The 23,188-nt window shown below is 42.8% G+C and carries 18 protein-coding genes and 1 pseudogene; 4 read left to right on the top strand and 15 right to left on the bottom strand.

The window, feature by feature from the left end; all coding sequences use genetic code 11:
• The 3 genes from MH144_RS27690 to MH144_RS27680 all read right to left on the bottom strand — a co-directional run.
• A partial coding sequence (locus MH144_RS27690) for an S-layer homology domain-containing protein (RefSeq protein WP_239305450.1) occupies window positions 1-1,465 on the bottom strand: 1,465 nt, incomplete at its 3' end.
• A 505-nt stretch (window positions 1,466-1,970) separates the two neighbouring features.
• Window positions 1,971-3,044 (bottom strand): ATP-binding protein, encoded by a 1,074-nt coding sequence (locus tag MH144_RS27685; protein ID WP_239305448.1) that lies wholly within the window; start codon window positions 3,042-3,044, stop codon window positions 1,971-1,973.
• 443 nt (window positions 3,045-3,487) lie between these two features.
• Window positions 3,488-4,762, bottom strand: coding sequence for an SMI1/KNR4 family protein (locus MH144_RS27680; RefSeq protein WP_275440336.1), 1,275 nt, complete (start codon window positions 4,760-4,762; stop codon window positions 3,488-3,490).
• A gap of 298 nt (window positions 4,763-5,060) precedes the next feature.
• Here MH144_RS27680 and MH144_RS27675 point away from each other — a divergent pair, with 298 nt between their 5' ends.
• Complete coding sequence (locus MH144_RS27675; RefSeq protein ID WP_239305446.1) at window positions 5,061-5,777, top strand: YheC/YheD family protein; 717 nt, start codon at window positions 5,061-5,063, stop codon at window positions 5,775-5,777.
• 87 nt (window positions 5,778-5,864) lie between these two features.
• Here the strand turns inward: MH144_RS27675 and MH144_RS27670 are convergent, their stop codons facing one another.
• The 5 genes and pseudogenes from MH144_RS27670 to MH144_RS27650 all read right to left on the bottom strand — a co-directional run bounded on the left by MH144_RS27670 (window position 5,865) and on the right by MH144_RS27650 (window position 11,887).
• Window positions 5,865-6,197, bottom strand: coding sequence for a hypothetical protein (locus MH144_RS27670; RefSeq protein WP_239305445.1), 333 nt, complete (start codon window positions 6,195-6,197; stop codon window positions 5,865-5,867).
• 302 nt (window positions 6,198-6,499) lie between these two features.
• Entirely contained in the window at window positions 6,500-8,623 is a 2,124-nt protein-coding gene (locus MH144_RS27665; protein WP_239305444.1) for a bifunctional metallophosphatase/5'-nucleotidase, read from the bottom strand.
• Between the two features lie 346 nt (window positions 8,624-8,969).
• Window positions 8,970-10,244, bottom strand: coding sequence for a polysaccharide deacetylase family protein (locus MH144_RS27660; protein ID WP_239305443.1), 1,275 nt, complete (start codon window positions 10,242-10,244; stop codon window positions 8,970-8,972).
• 33 nt (window positions 10,245-10,277) lie between these two features.
• On the bottom strand, window positions 10,278-10,925 hold the full coding sequence (locus MH144_RS27655; RefSeq protein ID WP_239305442.1) for a hypothetical protein: 648 nt from the start codon (window positions 10,923-10,925) through the stop codon (window positions 10,278-10,280).
• A 259-nt stretch (window positions 10,926-11,184) separates the two neighbouring features.
• A pseudogene (locus MH144_RS27650) lies at window positions 11,185-11,887 on the bottom strand (DNA alkylation repair protein).
• 273 nt (window positions 11,888-12,160) lie between these two features.
• Here MH144_RS27650 and MH144_RS27645 point away from each other — a divergent pair.
• Together MH144_RS27645 and MH144_RS27640 are read left to right on the top strand one after the other, a co-directional pair.
• Window positions 12,161-13,108: a YndJ family transporter gene (locus MH144_RS27645; protein ID WP_239305441.1), complete on the top strand. Its 948-nt coding sequence runs from the start codon at window positions 12,161-12,163 to the stop codon at window positions 13,106-13,108.
• A 139-nt stretch (window positions 13,109-13,247) separates the two neighbouring features.
• Window positions 13,248-13,700: an esterase gene (locus MH144_RS27640; RefSeq protein ID WP_095290602.1), complete on the top strand. Its 453-nt coding sequence runs from the start codon at window positions 13,248-13,250 to the stop codon at window positions 13,698-13,700.
• A 132-nt stretch (window positions 13,701-13,832) separates the two neighbouring features.
• On the opposite strand, the gene pyrH is transcribed toward MH144_RS27640, so the two are convergent.
• From pyrH to MH144_RS27610, 6 genes are all read right to left on the bottom strand, one after another.
• Window positions 13,833-14,570: a UMP kinase gene (gene pyrH, locus MH144_RS27635; RefSeq protein WP_239305440.1), complete on the bottom strand. Its 738-nt coding sequence runs from the start codon at window positions 14,568-14,570 to the stop codon at window positions 13,833-13,835.
• 540 nt (window positions 14,571-15,110) lie between these two features.
• Window positions 15,111-17,774 carry a tetratricopeptide repeat protein gene (locus tag MH144_RS27630; RefSeq protein ID WP_239305439.1) on the bottom strand — a complete coding sequence of 888 codons (2,664 nt, stop codon included), beginning with the start codon at window positions 17,772-17,774 and terminating at the stop codon, window positions 15,111-15,113.
• 267 nt (window positions 17,775-18,041) lie between these two features.
• A complete protein-coding gene (gene rlmH, locus MH144_RS27625; RefSeq protein ID WP_239305438.1) occupies window positions 18,042-18,521 on the bottom strand; it encodes a 23S rRNA (pseudouridine(1915)-N(3))-methyltransferase RlmH in 480 nt (159 codons plus the stop codon).
• A 488-nt stretch (window positions 18,522-19,009) separates the two neighbouring features.
• Entirely contained in the window at window positions 19,010-19,177 is a 168-nt protein-coding gene (locus MH144_RS27620; RefSeq protein ID WP_239305437.1) for a CxxH/CxxC protein, read from the bottom strand.
• Between the two features lie 283 nt (window positions 19,178-19,460).
• Entirely contained in the window at window positions 19,461-19,982 is a 522-nt protein-coding gene (locus MH144_RS27615; protein WP_239305436.1) for a hypothetical protein, read from the bottom strand.
• Between the two features lie 277 nt (window positions 19,983-20,259).
• Entirely contained in the window at window positions 20,260-21,531 is a 1,272-nt protein-coding gene (locus MH144_RS27610; RefSeq protein ID WP_239305435.1) for a S1C family serine protease, read from the bottom strand.
• A 666-nt stretch (window positions 21,532-22,197) separates the two neighbouring features.
• Between MH144_RS27610 and MH144_RS27605 the strand changes: the two genes are divergently transcribed.
• On the top strand, window positions 22,198-22,410 hold the full coding sequence (locus tag MH144_RS27605; protein WP_239305434.1) for a hypothetical protein: 213 nt from the start codon (window positions 22,198-22,200) through the stop codon (window positions 22,408-22,410).
• Here MH144_RS27605 and MH144_RS27600 read toward each other — a convergent pair.
• Window positions 22,379-23,185, bottom strand: a complete 807-nt coding sequence (locus MH144_RS27600) for an MBL fold metallo-hydrolase (RefSeq protein ID WP_153980480.1) — start codon at window positions 23,183-23,185, stop codon at window positions 22,379-22,381. The two genes, MH144_RS27605 and MH144_RS27600, sit on opposite strands and share 32 nt — an antisense overlap.
• Window positions 23,186-23,188 lie beyond the last annotated feature (3 nt).

The following is a 23,188-nucleotide window of genomic DNA, read 5'->3' as shown; positions in this document are numbered from 1 at the left end:
TCAGCACTACGTCCTCTTTTACAGGCAAGCCTTCGATTGCTTCCTTCACTAGATTGGCGGCTTCCAGATCCGCGGCTGCTTGAGCTTCCAGTTCAGCAATTGCTGCTTCCGCTTCTATCAAACGCGTGATATCTCCTACCAGCGCTTTTTGATTCGCAGTGAGTGCCTCATACTTTGTACGCGTTTCTTCCACCGCTGCTTTGTCTGTCAGCACTACGTCCTCTTTTACAGGTAAGCCTTCAATTGCTTCCTTCACCAGATTGGCAGCTTCCAGATCCGCTGCGGCTTGGGCTTCCAATTCAGCAATTGCTGCTTCTGTTTCTGTCAAACGCGTGATATCTCCTACCAACGCTTTTTGAGTTGCAGTGAGTGCCTCATACTTTGTACGTGCTTCTTCCACAGCTGCTTTGTCTGTCAGCACTACGTCCTCTTTTACAGGTAGGCCTTCAATTGCTTCCTTCACTAGATTGGCAGCTTCTAGGTCCGCCGCAGCCTGGGCTTCCAATTCCACAATCGCTGCTTCCGCTTCTGTCAAACGCGTGATATCTCCTACCAGCGTCTTTTGAGTGGCAGTTAGTGCCTCATACTTTGTGCGGGCTTCTTCCACAGCTGTTTTGTCGGTCAGCATTACATCATCTTTTGCTGGCAAGGCTGCGATTGCTGCTTTTACCAGATTAGCAATTTCTAAATTTCCATTACTTGAGGAATTCCCACCTGTACCTGTCGAAGGAGTACCACCACCAGTAGAAGGTGTCGGGGCCGGAGTTGGTGTTGGTGTTGGTGTTTGCGGTATTGGAGTCGGCGGAGGTATCACAGACGGCTCTTGTTCATCAATCTTAGCCTTTTCATTTAGAAACTTATATGCAACCAGAGCTACTTCCTGACGACTTGCTTGATTAGAAGGTTTAAACGTACCATCCGGATTTCCCTTCATTAATTCCAATTCGACAGCAGCACCAACTGCATCTTTAGCCCAGTCAGAAATTGAATTGACATCCGAAAACGCCAGGTTTTGGCCCTTTCCTGAACTATTAACTCCAAGTGCATTCACAAAGATGACAGCCATTTGCTCACGGGTAAGATTTTGATTAATGCCGAAAAATCCATTACCCACACCTTTAATTAGACCGGCTTTGACAGCAGCCTCTACAGCAGAGAATGCATAGTTATTTTGAGGAACATCTTTAAAAGAAGGTGATTGTGGAGGGTTGTCGGTATCCAGATTTAATGCTCTTACCAGTAGGATAGCGAAGTCCTGTCGCTTTATATTACTCGTTGGATTAAATTTTCCATCACCAGTGCCATAAATAATCCCTTTTTGGACAAGTTCATTAATCTCTTCCTTGGCGTAGCTGCTTGAAATATCGCTCAAAATTACCGAAGCGGAGGCATGTGGTACCATGGTGCTAAGGATAGCGACTGTGGATAGGATCGATAAGGATTTTACTTTAAAATTCTTTTTCATCTGTTCCCCTTAAATGAGTTAGTTTTTGGATACTAAATCCCTTTTTTGCTGGTGTATAAATCTCTCAATCTACTTTATGTATCAGTTACAATCCTCCTCAGTACTGCCAGCACAATCATCCAAAAAAACATCTGACATGTACTCCTATCAAGTACACTACCTAAGCTTGTCTGATTCACAATTGGTCACGCCGCAGACAACTATAATGCCGATTTCACATTCAAGAATCACATTCCATCCTTGATTTGTGTTTTTATTCTACTCACTCGATATATGTTAGTCAATCAAGAAAAATCTATAAAATTACTATGATCTAAGGAAAACCTAAAGGAAAAAAAAGAGGCGCAATACGTTGTTAATAAAAGTATGTGCTGTCCCCTCTGTTACAAGACATCGCCAATACCCTATAAACCTTTTCACGCCAGATTTGTCATTAATTTTTCCCATTATCAATAACCTACTATTTAGCGTAAATACGCTTAGTAAGAATATTTAGTCTACACTTTCAGTTGTCATTTGCAGCCAAGAAGCGAACAGTGACTGTTGTGCCGTCTCCCTTGGAACTATGATAACGAATCTCTCCGCCATACTTTTCTACAATATTAAAACAGATCATCAACCCCAGCCCTGTTCCATTACTTTTTAGCGAATAGAAAGGAGTACCTAGCGACTTCACCTCATCTTCTGACATTCCGCTTCCCTGATCGATAATCCTTATCTCAATATAATGACGATTTCTCTTTGCCGTGACAGAGACAGACATGCCAATCTCCGATGCCTCCACTGCATTTTTGATTAAATTCATAAGCAGCTGCTTGAACTCAATCGTATTAATGAGAATCGTACAATTTTCCTCAACATCTATATCAATATGGTTATCCGATAGCATGGCATATGAACTAAGCAGGCTCGTAACACTTTGAAGGACATCCTTCACATCAACTCTCTCCGGTTTCAGATCTCCGTTGGGCTTGGAGAGGGTTAGGAATTGGGAAGTGATATGTTCAACCGTATTCAGTTCATCGATCATTAATTTAAACTTGTTCTTGTCCGAAACGTCAAAAGCAGGATCTTGCTGATATAACTGCAAAAAACCTCGAACAACTGTAACTGGATTCCTAATCTCATGCGCCACAGCAGCGGTCAAATGAGCGATCATCTTCAAACGCTCTGATTGCTGTAACTGTTCATAATAGAGTTGCTGCTTTTTCATCCGGCTAAACGATAAATGAAAGATTAGAATGATTAATACTTGGCTCGCTATAATGTTGATCAGATTGCCTACAATATCATGGTGTAAATAGGTATACACTTCTCCTTGGTCAATCATGATGATGTAACCAAATGTGATCAGGATCAATATCCCATTTAACACAATGGAGAAGTAAAACAATCTCAAATCAAAGAACAGAATGGCAAGAGAGGGAATTAGGCATATCAGAATATATGTGGTCCAGGTATCCGGGTATAAAAAGAAAAGAGTATAGAAATAAGCGAACCCCATCATAATGATGATCTTTCTGAAGACATAGGTCTCATACTTCGGATAGATCAATAAACACACCGATAGAACTGCCACGCACGAAAAATGAATACTATATCCTAATGTAATTCCGTTTAACTCAAATGTAGATATTATAAGTCCAGACACCATTAACACAATGATCATTAACATGGATATGTAATATGTTCTTCGATTCACCTGACTGTATAATTCTTTCATGAACCCACCATTTCAATTCAAATTTAATATCTTCAAAACTTCAGCATGACATAGCTCATTGTTTGAAACAAACCTAAAGGCACCCGCTTGGATGCCCTATTCTACATCTCAATTGTATCTTATTTGACTAAAGACTTAATATAAAATTATGTTGATTTACGTAAAATGCAATATAGCCGTACGGTCTACAAACCGTACGGCTGTACTCAGTGCATCCTACTATCGTAATTTTGGTAGATTTATGACTATATATATCCCTTGCTAAACATCAGGTAGTCGAGATGGGCAAGCTATCTTTCTCATGATCCATTTTGTTCGAAATAGTCATCTGGTAAATGCAACTCTTGCAAACAAGTTATAAATTTGTCTCTGAAATTGGGATTGTTTTTATAATCCGGCCATACAGCCCTATAGTAAGGAAGCAACTTTTCATGCGGAATGAGGCCCCAGTATAGTATTGAGTTTTTTAGCACCTGCTGGTCGCCTTCAACAAACATGTCTTCAATGATCTGCCAGCTTCCAGCCTTGTTCTTGCAGTAGCGAGCAGCATAGATCGCTGTGGTTTGCATATTCGGATCAGCGCTGCACAGATAAGGCTTAAAGTGTTGCAGAGTAACAGCATCACACTCTTCCAAAATATATCCTGCATAACGAAGGGTTTCAAGATTATTAATCCTGTCAAACCTTTGCAAAATGTCGGGATAAAACTCCGCTAAATCTACGGTTTTGCGGTGGCCATTCAGAATCTTTAATGCTTCCAGAAAATCCTCATGCACATCCGATCGCAATAGCTCCATAAGAAATTTTGCACCTGTATCAAAAGAAGTTTTACATATGAGCTGAATGGCGGTAGAGCGGTGTTTCGGACTTTGATCTGCAATACTCTTTAGAAAATCAATCGTTTCCTGTGAGACTTTCTTAAATTTAAACATCCCATCCAGTGCTTTGGTTTGCATCTCTTCGTTCGGAGCTTTCTGATAAGTCTGCATCAAAACTTCCTCGTTCCCAGGCATTAGAACGCCAAACCATGAGCCCTCATAGTTTAAAATGATTTCATCCAGCCAGCGCTCGTACCAGTCCAGAAAGCTATCTTCATAAACAAAGAAAAAGGGATGATCCGGATGAAAATCAGAAGTATACACAATCTTCCCTCTGTACTCTCCCTCCAGCACCAGATACATATCGTATTCACAACCTTGGGTACCTATGCACAGCATGCCGCCAAGCACTTTATTGCGGGCCTCATCATATTCTTCATCGGAGATGTCATCATCTTCGGTCAGAGGCTTAATCAGATCGTTCCACTCCTCCTTGGTCATCCCTGGATGAAGAGCCGGTTTTGCGAAGAGTGCCTGGCGCTCCGTATTGGAAGCAGCCTTATCAAGCGAATATATTCCATAATAGGGCCCGGCACCTCCATTCCCGATTTCCGTCAAAAACTTCGTGAAGGATTCTGGAAGCGTTACCTGGTTACGGTCCTGCCAGTCCTCTACCTCTTTTGCCGTGAGCTTCCCTTTCACCCTGTATTGGTGGGAGGATGCTCCAAACAAGGAGAAATCCGCGTCTTTATGCATAGCTTGTTGAAGCTTCACTTTTATTCGATCCAATTGTGCTTCGTAATCTTTATAACTCACTCTAGACACTCTCCTGTCTACTATACTCAGGTGCTCTATGTATAAAAAATCTATATCTACATCATTCTATCATGCTGCGTGGGAAATATAGAAACCGATCAGAATCACACAACGCCCACGTGGAGTAAGCGTCATGAACAACATCAGCTCATATTTAGACGAATGGCCGCTTATGCTAACTGATACTTTAACTTAGAATGACTGTAAAAGAATGAAAAAGGCTGTGGTTCCGATTGTAATGAAAAGAGACAAATGGACTCAGTATCGCATCCTCCGTAAGGGCTCTTCTCTTGCCAAACGTCTGCCTGAAACGCGGTTGCTTCAAAAGAACCATTTATCAAAGATGCTGCACCAATATCACAATGTCGTTGTGAAGCCTCGCGATGGGCGTTACGGAAGAGATATCCTGTTTATTAAACGAAACGGTGCGACTGCCTTACGTATTCGTAACGAGAAAGATGTGACCACCATGAGGGACATCGATCAGTTACTTCAATTGTTCCGGAAGAAAAACAAAGGTCCTGGATATATCGTTCAAAGACGTCTGCAGCTTGCCCAGGTTCAACATAGACCCTTCGATATCCGTATTATGGTTCAGCGCCAAAAAGACCCCTTATCCCCTTGGAAAGTTACAGGCTCATATGCCAAAGTTGCAGCGCAAGGGTATCTGGTCACGAATGTGACCAGCCGCACCATTCCCGTGCTAGAGGCCTTAAAACTAGCTCATATTGGAGGTCGAAGCTTACTTGTAAAGGCGGAACGAATTGCACTGCTAGCTGCCAAACGACTGGGAGAGCACTACCCCGAACTAAGACAGGTTGGATTCGATATAGGCATCGACAGAAAACGTCGGATTTGGATCATTGAAGGCAATTATAAACCAGATTTGCACCCTTTCCGGCATTTACAAGATTCATCGATGTATCGCAGAATATTATGGTACAAGGAGCATTGAAACAAAAAGAAAGGCGACCGGCCTTGTAGCTTTGGCTGGTCGCCTCTTTATATTTTGGTGACTATTCCCGATAATAATCGGTTTGGGTTATTTCTTGCGGCGTTTAGTGGCACTTACTACACGTGTCACTTGAAACTTATTTACTCCTACTTGTATGATGGCGAATTGGCTGTACGAAGTACCCGAAGAAGTATACGCTTCGGCTTCAACATTTCCACTCGGTGTTCTAACCGTTGCTGTTATTCTAGTCACCAGGCAGGCCCCGCGACCAGACGCTCTCCAAGTCTCATCACGCTGAACACTATAATTATCGTCACTACAAAAGATGGATGCATACTCTACTCTCCCAAACGCATTATAGGGAGTGGAGTTAAATATCTGAACAAGGTCATAGCCCGTTCCAGGTCTTCTATTTCCCATTCTCAAAACCTCCTTTGTTATTGATAGTTTTATTAAATGCAATAGGGTCGCTTTTAGTGAGGTATAAATGTGGACAAGAAAAATAAAGTGCGTTTGTCCGATCTTCAACGTGAGGATATGGTGTCTTATTAGATTTCTTCAAAAAAAGAACCACCTGTAGTTACACAGGTGGTTCAAGAATTTAGAATTAATATAGCATATAGCAAACCTTATTGAAGTATCTACACAAATTGCAACCGTCCATTAGCAAGTGTTATCGCTATGCTTTTGCAGAGCCTATAAGGTTTGCTTAACGTTCTATATTATGAAGCTTTTGCTGCCACAGCTTTTTGAATGAGAGCTTTGGCATCGTTATTGGAGAGGCCTTGTTTCGGTTGAAGTTCGTTGTTCTCTGCCGCTCCAAGAATACCTTGCTCAATCAATTGTGCCAGGGATTTAACTGCATAGACAGATACGGATTTACCATCTTCAAAACCAGCAATAATCGCAGCAGCATCTTTATCCGAAGCTGGATTTTTCAACAATTTAGCAAGAATAGTAGCCGCTTCTTCACGAGTGATATCACGGTCAGGGTTGAAGTTGCCACCGTAGCCTTGAATGAATCCAGCGTGAGTAGCCTCAGCGATGGCGTCTGCATATGCCGCGTCAGCAGCGACATCCTTGAATGCAGGTGCTGTAGCAACTTCGTTTAGTTTCAACATCTCTACTAGCGCACTTACAAATTCAGCACGGGAAATGAATTCTGTTGTTACCGGTGTTTCTGGTTGCTCTGCAGGTGCAGCGACGTTCGTAATACGTCCTTCTGTTTCAGCTTGGATCGCGCCGCCTTTATATGCATCTACAATGTATTGGTAGAATACATCCAGATCAATAGGACCGGCCAGGGATGATTTAGCATCCACCAGCACTTTATAGTTATCTCCACCTGCTGCCATAAAGTTGTTAACTACAGCTGTATATGTTTTGGCAGGATCAATAGCGGTACCATCTTCAAGGCTAAGACTAGTCACACGTTCTGCAACTGGCTTATTGAAATCTGCAGTATATTTCAAACCAGAGATTTGTAGTGTTTTGGTGTTTGGTGTACCATCTGCATTGGTTCCCCATTGCTGTTCCAACAAGGTTTGGATTTGGTCACCCGTCAGCTCCAGTTTTACTAGAGTATTGCCGAACGGTTGGATTTTGGCAAGATCAGCAAAGGTCACATCGCCTTCTGGCAGATCAGCACGAATACCACCTGGGTTCATAAATGCAAAGTCAGCCTCGCTTGCGTTATCGCCAAAATCTGCTTGACGCATTGCATCTGCAATGAGGTTTCCTAGAGGTGCTTCGTTATTGTAAGCATCTGTGCGAGTGACCGAACCATCGGTTGTACCTACTGGCTTGGTTAGCTCAGGATGCTTGTCCAATGATTTTTTTATAATTGCCAAAGATTCAGGGTCTTCTTTTACACCCTCTTGGAAAGTTGTTGTCACTGTTGCAGATTTTTCAGTTACATCCCCAGTCGCAGGGTCAATCATCAATTTAATATCTTCAAATGCCGTACCATAAGAGTAAGCTTGAACGATCAATTTTCCATTCACTTCACCGTTAGCCAAAGCGTGATTGTCACCTGCAATGATAACATCAACAGGAGAGTCTGCTGGCAGAGCTTTTGCCAAATCAGCTGCTTCTCCAGTAGTTACGCCTTCTTTGGTTGTTGCTGGATCATGTGCCAGAACGATGATCGTTTCAACACCTTGATCTTGCAATTCTTTAGAGTATTTATTAACCGCTTCTACTTCTTCTTCAGCGCTTAAGAAACGCACGCCTGCTGTACCCGATGGAGATACTTTAGCCGGTGTAGATTTCGTCACCAATCCGATAAATCCGATTTTGACGCCGCCCACTTCTTTAACTACATATGGCTTAATTAATGTTTTGCCAGTAGCAGTCTCGATGACATTTGCATTTACATAGTCAAACTTTGCACCAGCATGAGTCACTTTGCCTTCTTTTGGATCAAGGCCGCCAAAGATTTGTGCTTTCAATGCAGCGATCCCTTGGTCGAATTCATGGTTGCCGAGAGAACCCACATCGAAGCCCATCATATTCATCCATTCCATCGTAGGCTCATCACGATCCAAAGAAGAAACTGGAGCAGATGCACCAACAGAGTCTCCATTATGGAAGAGGAGGGAGTGTTCATATTTGGCTTGAGCTTCTTTCAGATATGTAGCTAGAATTGGAGCTGTTCCTGCCTTTTTATCACCAACCATTGATGTGGTATCAAGCTGACCATGCAGGTCATTAATTCCGATCAAGTGTACTTCTACATCTGTGCCTGCCGCAGAGACAGGACCTACCGCGCCGAATAGTTGAGAAAGTAATAGTGCAGTCGTTGCCACACGAATGGTGCTTTTCCCCAGAACTTTTTTCCATGACATGAGTTAAAAAACCCCTCTCCAATTTCTGATCCTGAGATATTTTAACATAAATTAAGTCATAAAAATCGCGAATTATATCAAATGGATGTAAAAATTTTGAAAGATTGATAGAGAAGAAATATGCCTGTAATGGATCTGGATCTACAGTAAAGTTCGTGCTCGGGGTTTCGATTCATGCTAAAGGAAGGGTTAATCCACGCCAGAAGACGCGGGTTTATGAGGCTATGGATGAGAGGAGCGTTTAATAATCAGATCGGTTTTGCCTTAAATAGGTTTAGCCCTACTCATGAAGTTTTTCTCCATATCATAAGTAGGGCATGATAAGAACCACCATTACTGGTCTATTTCATTGGAAGATGACAAATTTCAAGTTCTTTTCTTTTAAGTGTTCAAGAATAGCTGGCAGTGCTTCTAAGGTGTTCTTGTTCTCGTGCAGCACATATACGCCCCCAGCAGCTTCCACTTGGTGAAAGTATCGAATAATATCCTCAGGCTTCTTCGCGTTCCAGTCCTCTGGATCCCGATTCCATAGGAGAGTCTTCATATTCATCTTCTTGACCTTGGAGACAAGTTCGTTGTTAATCGCACCGTATGGTGGCCGGAACAACGTAACCTTATTATGCGTCAGTGATTCTATAACGCTGTTTGTCTTCGACAAGCTCTCGCTCTGATCCTGAGGAGTAGCTTTCGGAAGCAAACTGTGATCCCAGGAATGATTTCCGATCGCCATTCCATGTTCACTCGCATAGATAACGGCATCCTGATTGCGTTCCACCTTCTGCCCTACGAATAGGAATGTTGCGGCTACCTTCTGTTCTGTCAGAATGTCCACAAACTGCTTCGTAAGCATGGAAGGTCCATCATCAAAGGTCAAAGCCACATATCCCTTTGGTAAACCAAAAAAGGACTCCTCTTCACCAATATCGATGGCTTCAATGGATGCTTGATTGGTGTTAGGCCGATCCGATACTTGAGAGACGACCAATTGCTCCGTTCTTGCAGCCACATCGGTGATTTTGGACTTGTATGTAGTACTTATAGATACAGGATCCATCGCTGTTTTCGAAGCATCTTTTTGTTCCTCTGCCTGTGCCACTCCGATTGAACCGCTAAATGTATCTGAATTGTCATTCCCCTTCGAAGTGATAGATAGAACAATCAGCAAGCCGGCAGTGAACAGAAACAGAATGAGTATTTTAGGCATGTGTACAGAGAATTGCCGCAGGAGCTGCATCCCTCGCTGAGCCGGTTTCTCTACTTTCTCCTCCTGCCCTCCAACTTCCATCACTACGGGCGGAAGGCTCCTGATCCGCTTTATTTCATTTATGTATGCTTCGCTGCATGCAAAATACTGCACATCCCGGGAAACATCTGTGGATCTGTTTATGGAACTATAAAAGGTGTTCCGGTAAGGATCCCACTTGGCATAAGGAGAGAGTCGGATCCTGTCTCCATTCATTGGTTCTAACACTTCAAGCGCAAGATATGTAAACTCATCAATATTCATTTCGTATGTAGCTTGCCTATCCTCTTGGGTCACAACGACCGTGATTTGATGTACACCATCCGAGGTCTTCCCAAGCGATAACAGCTCTATTACCTGCGTAATGTATGTCTCCATACCACTCGTCCTCTCTTCCGATCAGACATGACTTTAATCGTTTGGAGATTCCTCGGTTTTTCCTGCGTTTGATGCAAACGGAGAAGTCAGTCTGTTCGTAAAGTCATTTACAACATTAAGCAGATGCGTTTTCTCCTGGCGAAGAGTATCGAATTTCTGCTTCATTTGAGTGAGCTCGGATTCGAATCTTACATTTTTCTCCTCAAGCTCGCTGATTCTCTTATTCTTATCGGTAATCATCTCATTGTGTTTCTGAAGCAGGCCGGCATAATTTTGGCGCTCGAGTTCAATGACACCTTTTAGCTCCTCATTCTGACCAGACATATTGAATTGGAGCTCCCGATAGTCTTCCAGCATCTGATCAACCTTCAGGTTCTTATCAGCCAATTTCCGCTCCAGCTCCAAAATGCTCTTCTCACGTTCCTCAATGACCTTGCCCAAGTTCTTTAGATCTCTGTTCAAGCGATCATTTTGTCCGTTCGCATGGTTTAGCCGATCCTGTACATCGTTATGGCTCATTTCGACATGCTGCTTATCCTTAATCATCTGCTCTACGGCGAACAATAGATCAAGAGAGCTTTTGTCCATATGGGCTTTGTTTATTAAAACAGAACCTGAAGGCTCTTCCTTCGCTTCGGAAGTAGTTGCATCTAACGATACTTCCTGTTGTGGTTCTTCCAAGTCCCTTTTTATGTGAAGGTCCTCTCTCAGTTGCTGCTCAAGTCTACTCTTCTTCTTTTGGAACGGTGAAAACATATATTTAGTCACCTTTTCTAAGAAAATGTTGATAAATGTCGATTCAGGACATATAACTGCATATTAATTATCGGAACATTAGCTGTATTTCTTAATATGTTCAATAATATTTACAAGTTCAGAGCGCAGAAAAAAGAGACGTGGACATCTCTCCACCGTCTCTTGCTTTTATCCTAGATTACTTTTATTCTTCTTGTAAATTGGCTTTCCCGCCTACGACACATTTATTTCGTTTGTTAACCTCAATTGCAATGAACTCTGGCAAATAATTAGGTGTACAGCCCCTGGATACCATTTCATCTTTATAAAGACCCGTATTCTCACCAAGTTTAATACAACGTGCACGGTACTTTTGATCATAAACGCCTATCCAACCTGCAATGAAATTCATAGCCCATTGAACTTCCGGTTCTTCCTGCCTAATATTAGCTTCAATTGCAGATAGTAAGTCTTCGGTGTTATCAGGCGGTGTTTGTCCAGTCCATCTCAATCGCGCTTGATAATACCAGAAAACTCGCCTTTGAAGAGCAGAAGGGCTACTTTCCCATGTCTGCATCAATGCAATTGTCTTCTTGTCTTTGGTGAGCTGATTAGCCATTAACCAATCCATTAAGTTATTTCGCTCATCAAAAGGGTGAGTCTGCATATCCTTATCAAGCTTATTTAGCACATCTTCTGAAAGAAGTTTTTTATCCATAATTAAGATTGCTAACAGTCTGGGCAAAAACTCTTCGGTTGACCAAAGTTCCATCGCTAGTTCGTGATCTTTTTTTATGTCCTTCGCGATTTTTCGTAATTCGCCTAGCTTAGTCTTACTATATGATCAGTGATAGGATATTTTCTGCTTTTGAAGAGCATTTCATTTCTGTACTTTTGTTTTTATTCATTTAATTCCACAGCTCCTTTATTAAAGCACTGTTTCATAATTATGTCCTCGGCGCGATAGATCAATAACTTCATTTGTTTATACGTCTTATTGCATACAAATGTACCATACGGAGTGATTTATTTCGCTTTACTTGTGATACCGTTTATTTTCATATATTGAAAAATAAATGTGATAGACTACTAGAAGGAGAATTGCCTATCTATACTAAAGAACGCTACACCACTCGATGCGGGCAGATCTTACGATAAACGTAGGTTAGAAAGGAAACCCCATGAATAGTTCTCTCAAGCAACTAATGAAATTACCCGCATTTCCCGGTGGAATCATAACCATTCTTATATTTTATCTTGATTGCTTCCAATTCGAACTTGTTGAAAAGTTTCTACTGTTTGCGGCTTTCGTCATTGTTCCTCTTGTGATTTTACTCTTGAACCATGACACGAAGAATACACATCAACGAATGATTTATACTGCTATGAAATGGCTTCAATTTCCCGCTGCACTTCTTACCCTGGCCTCGGTAATGAGTAGTAAGATGTGGGGGTTAGAAAGTACGGCAATCCCAGGGATTCTGTCCCTGGCGTGGCTACTGTTCACACTGCTGCTTGGCATCTATGGCTTGACCACGATTGTGATTTCTAAAGGAAAAGCAGCGGAAATAGCGATTGGTGCGGGACTCGTTTATTTTTTTATCGGCGGAATGTGGTTTACCTTATATCAATATCAATTTGACCTCTTTGAAGCTAATGTGGCAACACACGCGTTAAGCTCGGTCCATTTTCATTTTTCATCTGCAATCGTTCCGATTTTTATTGGTGCACTGGGACGGATCATGACGAAGAAGAGTTGGTATCCCTGGGTTGTTGCCATCGATATCATCGGACCCATATTGATTGCTTTCGGTATGATTTTCTCCAAGCCGATCGAGTACATTGGTGTCACTTTGTTCGCATGTAATATTGTGGTTTATACCGCTTATCTCCTTGCTTACTTGAGGAAAAACGCTATAGATATTAAGGCAGCCTTCTTCTTAGGCCTTTCTTGCCTAGCCTTTTATACGGTTGTTGTCATTTCCATCTTCTATCCGCTACTGAAAAATATGTATTCCTTGACCATATTTGATTTTATTCCCATTTATGGGGCTCTGCATGCGTTTGGTTTTGTCCTATGTGGACTGATTGGTTGGGTGTATATGATAGGCTTCATTAAGGAAAAATGATAGTCAAGTGGTGAATGTGATTTTTAGGCTAACCAATCGGTTTAAATGAAGTAGTTTAGCCAGGTTCGTGCTATAATGGAGTTTACCTGATTAACATTCATCATTCTGCCGAGATGGCGATGATTAAGGAGATTGAACTTTGACGAACAACCATGATATTGGAGCAGTGAACGAACTACCGGAAAACTTTGAAGAGCTCAAACGAGCGGCTAATCGGTCGGCAAGCTGGAGAGACAGACTGAATGCGGTGAACGAATTGGGAAACTGGGATACCGTCCCTACCATACAGTTGCTACATTATGTTTTGAAAAATGATCAAGTGTTTCAAGTGCGCGAAGCCGCATATCTCAAGCTCAAGCAGTTGGATGAAGATGTACAGATGCCTGCCAAAAACAAAGGCGATCTGTTTAAAGGTCTTAACAAAATTTTGCTACGGATTAAAAAAAGCCTTCCTGAAGGTCACACATTCGAGCAATTTAAGGAAAAGCTGCAAAAGACACGTCTGGATATCTATGATACTTACGAGGGCGACAAAGATGCTGAGTTCGACTCCTGGCTCCATGGAATTTGGGAGACACTAGGTAGAAAATAGCCGCCGTTCACCGTATCATAGCTGAGTACAAAGCCACTCCAAAAATGGAGTGGCTTCTTTATTTCTTCAGGGTCACCTTATTAACCGGACTTACCGTCGTATTTGAATCAGCGATTCGCCGCTTAACATATTTCATTCCAACTCTAAAACTGATTCGCCACTAATTATCGTACCGTTATTCTTACCTTCACAAATTTCTTTCATCGAGCCTGGTTTATCGAAGTTAAACACATGCATTGGCAGATTGTAGTCTCTTGCTAAAATAAATGCGGATTGGTCCATTACCTTTAAGTTGTGTTTTAAAACGTCGTTGTAGTGAAGCGAACGAAATTTCCTTGCATCTTTATCAAATTTAGGGTCTGCATTCAGAACACCATCAACACCTTGCTTTGCAACTAATAAAGCATCACAATTAACCTCGATGGCTCTTTGTACTGAAGGATAGTCTGTTGTAACGTAAGGTTGACCGTTCCCCCCTGCAAAAATTACAATATGGCCTTTTTCTAGATGGTGGATTGCTCTTAAACGGATGTATGGTTCTGCAACTGAAGTAATAGGTATTGCCGTCATTACTCGTACTTCCTTTTTGGTCTTGGCTTTAAGAACTCCACGAAGCATTAAACTATTTACTACAGTCGCAAGTGTTCCAATGTTATCCGCTTCTGCCCTTTCTATCCCCCAGCTTTCCGCCATATTACCTCTGAAAATGTTACCCCCGCCTATAACTAACGATACTTCAACGCCTAAGTTTACTACTGACATAATTTCATCTGCGATATCTTCTAACCTTTCTGGCTCAAAACCAAACTCAGAGTTTCCAGCGACTGCTCCACCACTTAGCTTAACGAGAACCCTTTTGTACCTTAACAATGATTACACCCCCATAAAATAAAAACACTAAAGCAATAAATGCTTTAGTGTCCTAATGGAATGGAAATATGAAATTACGTAAGTTGACTGAATGTTAGTCTTCTGTTCCCACCTCATACTCCCACTCCTTCATGTTTTTTCCATCAAGTAATTTTACATTGTGTGAGGGTAAATTGCAATTACCATAACCTACATATTTTACTTGTTATCGTCTCAGTAGACCAACCATAGAAGAGGTATCTTTTGAGCAGGTTCATCAAGTCTTAACGAGCTTCACAAGGGTAATAACGAAGGTTGAACCAGTGAAACAAAAGACTTACTTCACTCTCCATCATAAATAAGATCACAGTTAACGTTGGAAACAACCCCTACGAAAGAAGCGTCAAGGACATTGATTTGTTCTTTGACGCTTCAATTAACGATGACGCTGTGCTTACTTATGATAAGGTTCAGCTTAACGGGCTATCGCCGAAAAGTTTTATCTTTATACATACCGGAACCAAAAGCACTCCCATTAAAGATAGATATTTGTAAACCTCTTTATTTCTTGCTTTCATCCAAATCTGCCGCTTTGCCCGCTGCGGCTTCGGCTTGTTTGCTTATCTCGGACTTCACCTGAAACTCATCAATCAATTTAACTAATTGTGGCGGCCCCTCTTTCTGAAAGGCTAATTTGTTATAAAAATCTATTGATTCAGTAATAAGATCAAGATTCTCTTTTAACTGGCTAGACAAATTATTAATGTATTTATCATCATGTTTAAGATATTCAGCCTGAATTAGGTCCTCAATACATTCCTTTTTTCGACTCAGTCGATTGTAAACACAATATCGATTCCAATAATAAATTGCACCTTTAGGATTAATTATTATGGCTTGGCTAAAGTCTTCAAGTGCATTTTTTAATAATTGAATTTTCTTATTCGTATCTTTCTCTAATTCACTTAATGTAAAGTAGCATCTGCCTTTAAGATTGTGGTTTCTTACTGAAGGCTTAAAGGAGCCCGATTTTGTCAATTCAATAGCTTTGGAAAACCATTCTATTCCCTTATTTAAATTTATAGATTTTTCATCATCACTCTTTAACTGCAGTGCTAACAATAAGTAACTGTGACCTACATTGCCCATAAAAGTATCTCTGCTCTGGTCATTATCCGAAGCTCCAACGGCCAATTTAAACATTCGAGTAGACTCGTGGTAGTTTTCTCTACGATGGTGTATAAGCCCTAAAATATTCAAGTATTTAGGAAGAATGTAACTTTTCTCGGCTTGCTTTATACCATATTCAAAAAAATCTATAGCTCTTTCATAATTATCATTATCATAGTAAACTTCAGCAATATTAAATAACCAATCAAAGTCGACAATTTTTGATCTTAGAAGTAGTTCTTCCTTTTCTTTTAACATATTAGAATCGGGTGCTTCTTCATTTATCATATCAATTATTTCTTCCACTAACGCTAACAGCATATCTTCATGTTCAGATTCGGGGATTAGATTCACCATGCCATCCTCAGAAATAATGACAATCACACACTTCTTCTGTCCATCTTCTTTCAGCTTATGTAGATAGCGATATGCGGAATTATACCGTGCTCCGCGGCTGGCGTCCCCAATATTTTCCTTTGCAATACCATCTAAAATAACACCGATACCGTGGCAAAGTCCGTCTGTATCAAAATAGATTGCACCATCGATTGCAGTTAAATATTTAATGTATTCAGGGTTGATAATTCCAGGCTCAATAAGTGTCGACTGTTTACTCAATTGATAAAGCTCCTGTTGAGCCGTCACCTCATCGGTAATGACCACCATTGTGCCGTGCTTCTGCTCCCGCGCCTTGCGTACAATTTGATCCAACCTCTCAACCTTTTGATTAATTTGGTCATCTTCTATGCTATTTTCCCAAAACATGTTTTTTAAGAGCTGCATAAACTTCTCAGCGCTGTATCCTTCCTCTCCTAATCTCGGGTTTTTGAAGGAGACGGATATGAGCTGTATTTCAACTAAGCTAAGGTCAGAGCGGTAAACCTTTTTCTCATCTTCTATGAACAGCTTGCCGCCGCTAACAATTTCAGCTTCTGTTTGTACTAGGACTAAATTATATTTGGATAATCCTGTGAAATCTACCCTTAGCGCTAATTCTCCTTTTTGCATATTCCAATTAACCTCACCTAAACCGTAAATTTCCTTTTCGTCGGCTATTAGATAAAGATCGTTGTCCACGTTCGTGAGTTCTAGTAACTTGCGTATTCGCTTGGCATCTTCTAATCCAATACGATCTTCTTTTGTAAACTTAACTGTAAAACGTATGATAGATCGTTGCATTATGACTTCTTTATTCATAAACAGGATTGAACCAAACGGGCTAGCATTCTCATAGGTCAAAGTAGATATATAATCCATTTTTTCTAAAAAACCATTGACGTAATACTCGTTATTTAACTCATTGTCAAATTCGACATTGAAATCATCGAACTTAGTATGGTTTTGAAGATAATTTTGTATTTTTCCAAAAAAAAGCCTTATTATTCTTCTGTTAAACTGGATCCCATCTTCATTATATTTTCGTGTAATACTGTCGTCATTATTTATCTTAATAACACTGTTAGTACAAGAAAAAAAATCTTCAAAGAAATAGTCCAAAAGCATTCTTAAAAAAGAAACTTCTGGTTTCGCATAAAAAATTTGCCGAGTTTCATATTCAATATTTCGCATTTCAATTATGTATACAATCGAATAATCAGATTTTTTAGTATGAAAAGGAATTTGATTTACGTACAATATACGGTTGTCGTTGATAGAATTTTCTATGCTTGCTATCTGTCCATCTTCGATATCAGAGGAGGAACTTATCACTTTTTTACTAATGATTGCATCTTTTGAGTGGTCCTGCTTGTACCAAATTTTATTTACATATTCTTTGATGCCTTCGTATGTATTTCCTGCATGCTCAGCGTCAATCTTTAACTCGCCGTAAACATTATTTAAATCTTGCAATGTATCTTGGGAAGTGCATGCTAAAACTTCTCCGTTAGGTACCGTTTTCTTTACACGAATCTTCTCGATGAGAATTTCATTTTTGTCGTAAACTAGCGCATATAGTTTTATGTGAATCCGTTTGTTCATATTTTTTAATATTTGCTCCAAATTGTCGTAAAGGAGCTTGTTCATGATATCGATTTTATCTACTTTAGTTTTCATAATTTCCCCTCGCAAAATATAGTAAATTTACCCTTTAGTTCTACATCATACTACGTGTGATTAAAAATTTCACCAATGTATACCGTCGAATTCCAACTGGCATTGATGATCTCAGTACCAATGCCACTAAGACAGTTAGAAATGCTCTAGAAGGCTTGATAATTCGCACAAAAGTAAATTTTCAAGAGTCTCTACAAGATTTCTATACCCCACACGTCGTAGACAATTTTTCTTGACACACAAAAATATTAGAACAAAAATCTCGCCCTACTTATGATACGGTTCATTCCGATTGATCTTCACCGCACGATAAATCTGCTCCACCAGCACCAGCCGCATTAACTGGTGCGGCAGGGTCATGCGCCCGAAGCTCAATCGCTGCTTCGCGCGGCGCAGTACCTCATCGGAGAGCCCGTGGCTTCCTCCGATGACAAACACGACATGGCTCGTCCCATACGTGCCGAGCTTGTCGATCTCTGCTGCCAGCTCCTCGGAACTCCAGAGCTGGCCGTCCAATGCGAGCGCAACGACATGCGCCTCGCTCTTCACATGCGCGAGGATGCGTTCGCCCTCGCGCTCCTTCACTGCCCGCACCTCAGCTTCGCTCAGGGTGTCGGGCGCCTTCTCGTCTGTGACCTCGATCATCTGAAACTTGATGTACGGGGCAAGACGCTTGGCATATTCCTGAATGCCAAGTGTCAGATATTTTTCCTTTAATTTGCCTACGCCAATAATCTGAATGAACATAAAACCTTTTCCTCCTCATGATCCAATCCCGTATGTATCTATTTATGAACGGTGCTTCGCCACACCTATGATCTCACTTATTAAACGCAGATCCTCTTGTGAACCTCACGCACCTTATACAGCCTCAGTTACACGTTTTGTGCGGCTACCGAACCTTACACACCTTAATACAAGGTAATAAGGGCTCTTTACAGTTCATTTCTGGCAAATAGCATGTTTTCGGTTCGTTAACCCACATATCGGCCCGAATCATTCCATTTAAGACGTCTCAGGTTCCTTACATTAAGCTTCAAACGAATGACTCTCCCTACCCGACTTCACCCACAGACAGCAGACAGCGCACATCGCCATCCCCCATTCTCCCACAAACACAAAAAGAGCGCTCCGACACGCTCTCCTTGCTTCTTGCCTTTGATGTTCATACCGGATGGCAGGCGAGCGAATGTGTCCATAAGGGACGTCTCTGCTGCGGATGCCTACACAGTACGCTAGACGACGAGAAACTCAGCCTTTTGTTCGCACTCGGCGCACTTCGCAGGCGGGTCCCAATCGGCAAATTCCGTCTCCTTCAGATCAACAATATCCGGAGCGTCCTCATACTCATCGACAAACTTGTCAATGGCAATGTCCACGTGTTCTTTGCATACAACGTACATCCGTTCAAGCATCCTTTCTGTAACCAGCTATGCTCCCGATTCACAACCGCTTATCCATATAGGATAGCCACTTCTCTGTTCTATCACACCTGGGGTGGAAAAGAAACCCCTATCCCTCATTTATCGTGTTTAACCCCCAATAATCTTCCCCAACCGGCACGAATCAAACCAAAAAAGCGTTCCTTTTTCGACACTATTCCATGTCCCTAAGAAACGCTCCTATGATTCCATACAACAACGCTTATTTACGCTTCAGACACATTCGATCTCCAGTCCAGCTTTCTTACTTCAATCCGGATTGTGCCTTGGTCAGCAGCTTGCCACCTTGGAACGCCAGAATGGCATTGGCTCCCGTATCGCCAGCTCCCTTATAACTGTAGACGACCGAATTCGCCGCTTCACTCAGGGCCTCGCCTTCCCCGCCAACGATCTCCTTCACTTCATCATACGTCATGCCCACCTCAAGCTTCTCGTATTGAGCAAAGGTAATCAGTATGCCATCCCCCTTACCAGCAGATCCGTTATTTCCTGAAGCAGCCGAACCATTGCCACCCACTTCATTTACCGCTGTTACCGTGCTGTCTAGCTCTTCCAGCTTCTTCTCCAAGGCTGCAATCTTCTCACCCTGTTCTACGCTTTTCACCCCTTGTGAGGCAAGCTGCTTCTCCAGATCTGCAATTCGTCCCTCCAAGCCGCTGTTATCCGCAGACCCAGAGGAGGATACCTCAGATCCACATGCAGAGAGTACGGATAGTGATAGCAGTAAAACCGCTCCTCCGAGCGATTGTTTCATCAAATGTTTCATTGAATAAACTCCTCTTCTTGCCAATTGATCTTTCAACCCATCCACGACAAATGCATGTTACTCGCACAACCGTTCACCTTGGCACGTTTTAAAATAGTCTATCATAGCCTACCCCTTCTGTAACTGAGACTTTGGCTCTGGTTCTATACGCTTATTTCGAAAAGAAAACAAAAAAAGTCCCCGATTCGTGTCAGAAGGTTCCACCATTCCAACTGAATGATGTGTTGCTTCTTACACAAGCAGGGGACTTCTCGCCCAAATCCATTCCCGATTATCTTTATTCCGGTTTATCAGTCAGCTTCACGGAAACCTTCTCGGCATTGCCGTCTCGATAAAAGGTGACTTCAATGGTATCGCCAATCTTCTTCTTATCGTACAGATACTTCCGCAGATCCAGCGTAGAGGTAATTTTTTGCCCATCAAATTCCGTAATGACATCATTGAGCTTCAGACCCGCCTCGGATGCCGGACCGGATGCCTCAAGTACCACCACACCGCTGTCGACGTGAGAAGGAAGCTTCAGATCCTTGCGCTGCTCGTCATCCAGTGGTGCATATGGATTGCTGAGATCAACGGTGTACACACCCAGGTATGGACGGGACACTTTGCCGTTCACCAGCAGTGAATCCACGGTTTTCATCACTTCGTTCATTGGAATCGCGAAGCCCAGGCCCTCAACGCCTGTGTCCGAGATTTTCATCGTATTGATGCCGACTACCTTGCCGTTCAGATCAACCAGTGCGCCGCCGCTGTTCCCTTCGTTGATGGCTGCATCTGTCTGAATTACGTTCTGCTCCCAGTCGTATACACCATCCTGATTAATGGATACTGGCAGGATCCGATCCGTATAACTAACAATACCGGATGTCAGCGTACCGCCCAAGCCAAGCGGATTCCCGATTGCAAGTACGGTCTGGCCGCGCTGAAGCTTGCTGGAATCGCCAATCTCCGCTATTGGCCCAATGCCTTTGTCATCCTCAACAGACATGACTGCGATGTCGCTTACGCGGTCTTTACCGACCAGTTTCGCCTTGTGTGTTTCGCCTTCGACGGTCACGATCTCCAGATCACTTGCCCCTTCGACGACATGATGATTGGTCATGATATAGGCCTTGCCATCTTCCTTCTTGAAAATGACACCTGACCCGAGCGCCGAGTCCTCCATGGACAGACTACCACCCGTTTTATGGTTCACGATGCTCACCACCGAAGGACGTACCTCAGCTGCTGCCTGGATAATCCGGTCGTATGGATCAGCCGTCTGCGCGGCCTGAACGCTACCTCCGTTCCCGCCATTGCCTGTAGCGTTGGCCAGAGGAACAGATGCGGGCTGCATGATGAAGCTAAACAGCGTGACGGTCACGATGGAACTGATTACCGAACTAATGACTGCCACCTTCACGGTGGAGCTGATGCCTGAGCGCGACCGGCGCGGATTTTGCCAGCGATCCCGTCCACCGGGGCGGATAATCTGAAGTTTGCCTTTCTGTACAGGCTCGGCGCGTCTTGATACTTTGGTTGAATAAAAATCGTCTCCGAACAATCCCATCGTGATCCTCTCCCCTTCGTTGTCACGCATCCAGATCCTGACTGCCGCCTGATCATTATGGCATGGCCAACGATGGTGTTCTCACATAGCCCACTCCGCCGACAGATGAACCTTTCGATCGATCTTCATGTTCATTCTGTCGTCTCCGTTACGTGAAGACCCCAACGGTTTTCCATGCTTTCTAGCACTTTTCAAGGTTGTTTTGCATATCGCTGCATCCCCGCTATCCCGAAATGAAGCGTCTATGTACCACAGAACGGGCCATCCCATTCTGTCTATGACTCTACCAGCATCGTTCTCGCTTTCTACGACATGCCAACTTCCCGAGCAAACAAGCCTTTCTTCCAAGGCTCCATATATACTAAACACGCCAAATTCAAAAAAGTTGCATAATTACGAAGATTGACGCAAATTTCTGCTAAAACGGGCTTATCAATAGCGGACCTGCAATAAAACGCCCATAGTAACTATCACCACAAAACCAGGTTCGCTAAGCGTACTTTTTCCAATTTCCCAAGAACTTTTTCGGCTCAGGAAGCCACAGACTTCAGCATACACGCCTCGCAACTTAAATTATAGCGGCAAAAAGAGGAATGTTTTCCATCCAGCCTGACTACAATAATAGTAAAAGACCAATTCGAAGGTTCATAGAAGGAGGATTCCCTTATGGAACGCATGCGTACTCTCACAGCCATGGATGAGGTTCATATGGCGGCCAAGCTGGCCGATCTCAAGGAAGAACATTATCGTAATACCCTAGCGTTAAGCACGATCATCGAGCTGCTGATCGACAAAGGCATTCTGACCCGCGAGGAAGTGGAGCGCAAAGCCGCAGAGCTCGACAGCTTTATGGCTCACCCACCCTATCCCATGGCGTAGGACGGTCATAATACGTATCACAAAGTTTGAACTCATTATCTTTGTAAAAACAGCCCCGGCTTTCCATGGCTTCACGCACCGTCATTTTCGCCAAATCCATCATATTATGGTCCCGGCTGAGATGTGCCAGATACGTGCGCTTGATGCGTCCGTTCATCAGTTCACTGAGCGCTGCCCCTGCCGCTTCGTTCGACAAATGCCCAATGTCGCTCAGAATGCGGCGCTTGGTGTTCCATGGATACCGCCCCATGCGCAGCAATTCGACATCATGGTTCGCCTCCAGCACAAGCACATCGGAATCTGCGATCGCATCGCGAACCTTGTCGCTCATATAGCCAAGGTCTGTTGCGACGGATAGCTTCTCGCTGCCGTCATCGAACGTGTACCCCACAGGTTCCGCCGCATCATGAGAGATGCCAAAGGATTCCACACGCAAGGAGCCAAAATCATGCTGCTCCCCCGTCTCGAACACCCTCCGGTTTTCCTCTGGAATGGCCCCAACTGACTTCTCCAGTGCCGCCCATGTATTCGTATTTGCATAGATTGGTAAATTATATTTCCGAGACATCGCACCTAGTCCTTTAATGTGATCGGAATGTTCATGTGTAACCAGAATCCCGTCCAGCTCTGTTCCTGAAATCTCCCGTTCCAGAAACAAAGCTTCCAGACGCTTCGCACTAAGGCCTGCGTCAATCATGAGGGACGTGCCCCCATGCTGTATAACTGTGGCATTCCCTGTCGAACCGCTGGATAACACGGTAAAATATATCCCCATAAC

Origin of the sequence: Paenibacillus sp. ACRRY, assembly GCF_022346995.1 — a bacterium.
Taxonomy (GTDB): Bacteria; Bacillota; Bacilli; order Paenibacillales; family Paenibacillaceae; genus Paenibacillus.
The sequence above is the reverse complement of the archived record's forward strand: the minus strand, read 5'-3'. Positions and strand labels throughout refer to the sequence as shown.

Bases quoted from the DNA above. Each gene is read 5' to 3' on its own strand.
- MH144_RS27680 (WP_275440336.1), bottom strand. From the start codon at position 4,762: ATGCATAAAGACGCGGATTTCTCCTTGTTTGGAGCATCCTCCCACCAA.
- MH144_RS27675 (WP_239305446.1), top strand. From the start codon at position 5,061: ATGAAAAGAGACAAATGGACTCAGTATCGCATCCTCCGTAAGGGCTCT.
- MH144_RS27670 (WP_239305445.1), bottom strand. From the start codon at position 6,197: ATGGGAAATAGAAGACCTGGAACGGGCTATGACCTTGTTCAGATATTT.
- MH144_RS27665 (WP_239305444.1), bottom strand. From the start codon at position 8,623: ATGTCATGGAAAAAAGTTCTGGGGAAAAGCACCATTCGTGTGGCAACG.
- MH144_RS27660 (WP_239305443.1), bottom strand. From the start codon at position 10,244: ATGGAGACATACATTACGCAGGTAATAGAGCTGTTATCGCTTGGGAAG.
- MH144_RS27645 (WP_239305441.1), top strand. From the start codon at position 12,161: ATGAATAGTTCTCTCAAGCAACTAATGAAATTACCCGCATTTCCCGGT.
- MH144_RS27630 (WP_239305439.1), bottom strand. From the start codon at position 17,774: ATGAAAACTAAAGTAGATAAAATCGATATCATGAACAAGCTCCTTTAC.
- rlmH (WP_239305438.1), bottom strand. From the start codon at position 18,521: ATGTTCATTCAGATTATTGGCGTAGGCAAATTAAAGGAAAAATATCTG.
- MH144_RS27620 (WP_239305437.1), bottom strand. From the start codon at position 19,177: ATGTACGTTGTATGCAAAGAACACGTGGACATTGCCATTGACAAGTTT.
- MH144_RS27615 (WP_239305436.1), bottom strand. From the start codon at position 19,982: ATGAAACATTTGATGAAACAATCGCTCGGAGGAGCGGTTTTACTGCTA.
- MH144_RS27610 (WP_239305435.1), bottom strand. From the start codon at position 21,531: ATGGGATTGTTCGGAGACGATTTTTATTCAACCAAAGTATCAAGACGC.
- MH144_RS27605 (WP_239305434.1), top strand. From the start codon at position 22,198: ATGGAACGCATGCGTACTCTCACAGCCATGGATGAGGTTCATATGGCG.
- MH144_RS27600 (WP_153980480.1), bottom strand. From the start codon at position 23,185: ATGGGGATATATTTTACCGTGTTATCCAGCGGTTCGACAGGGAATGCC.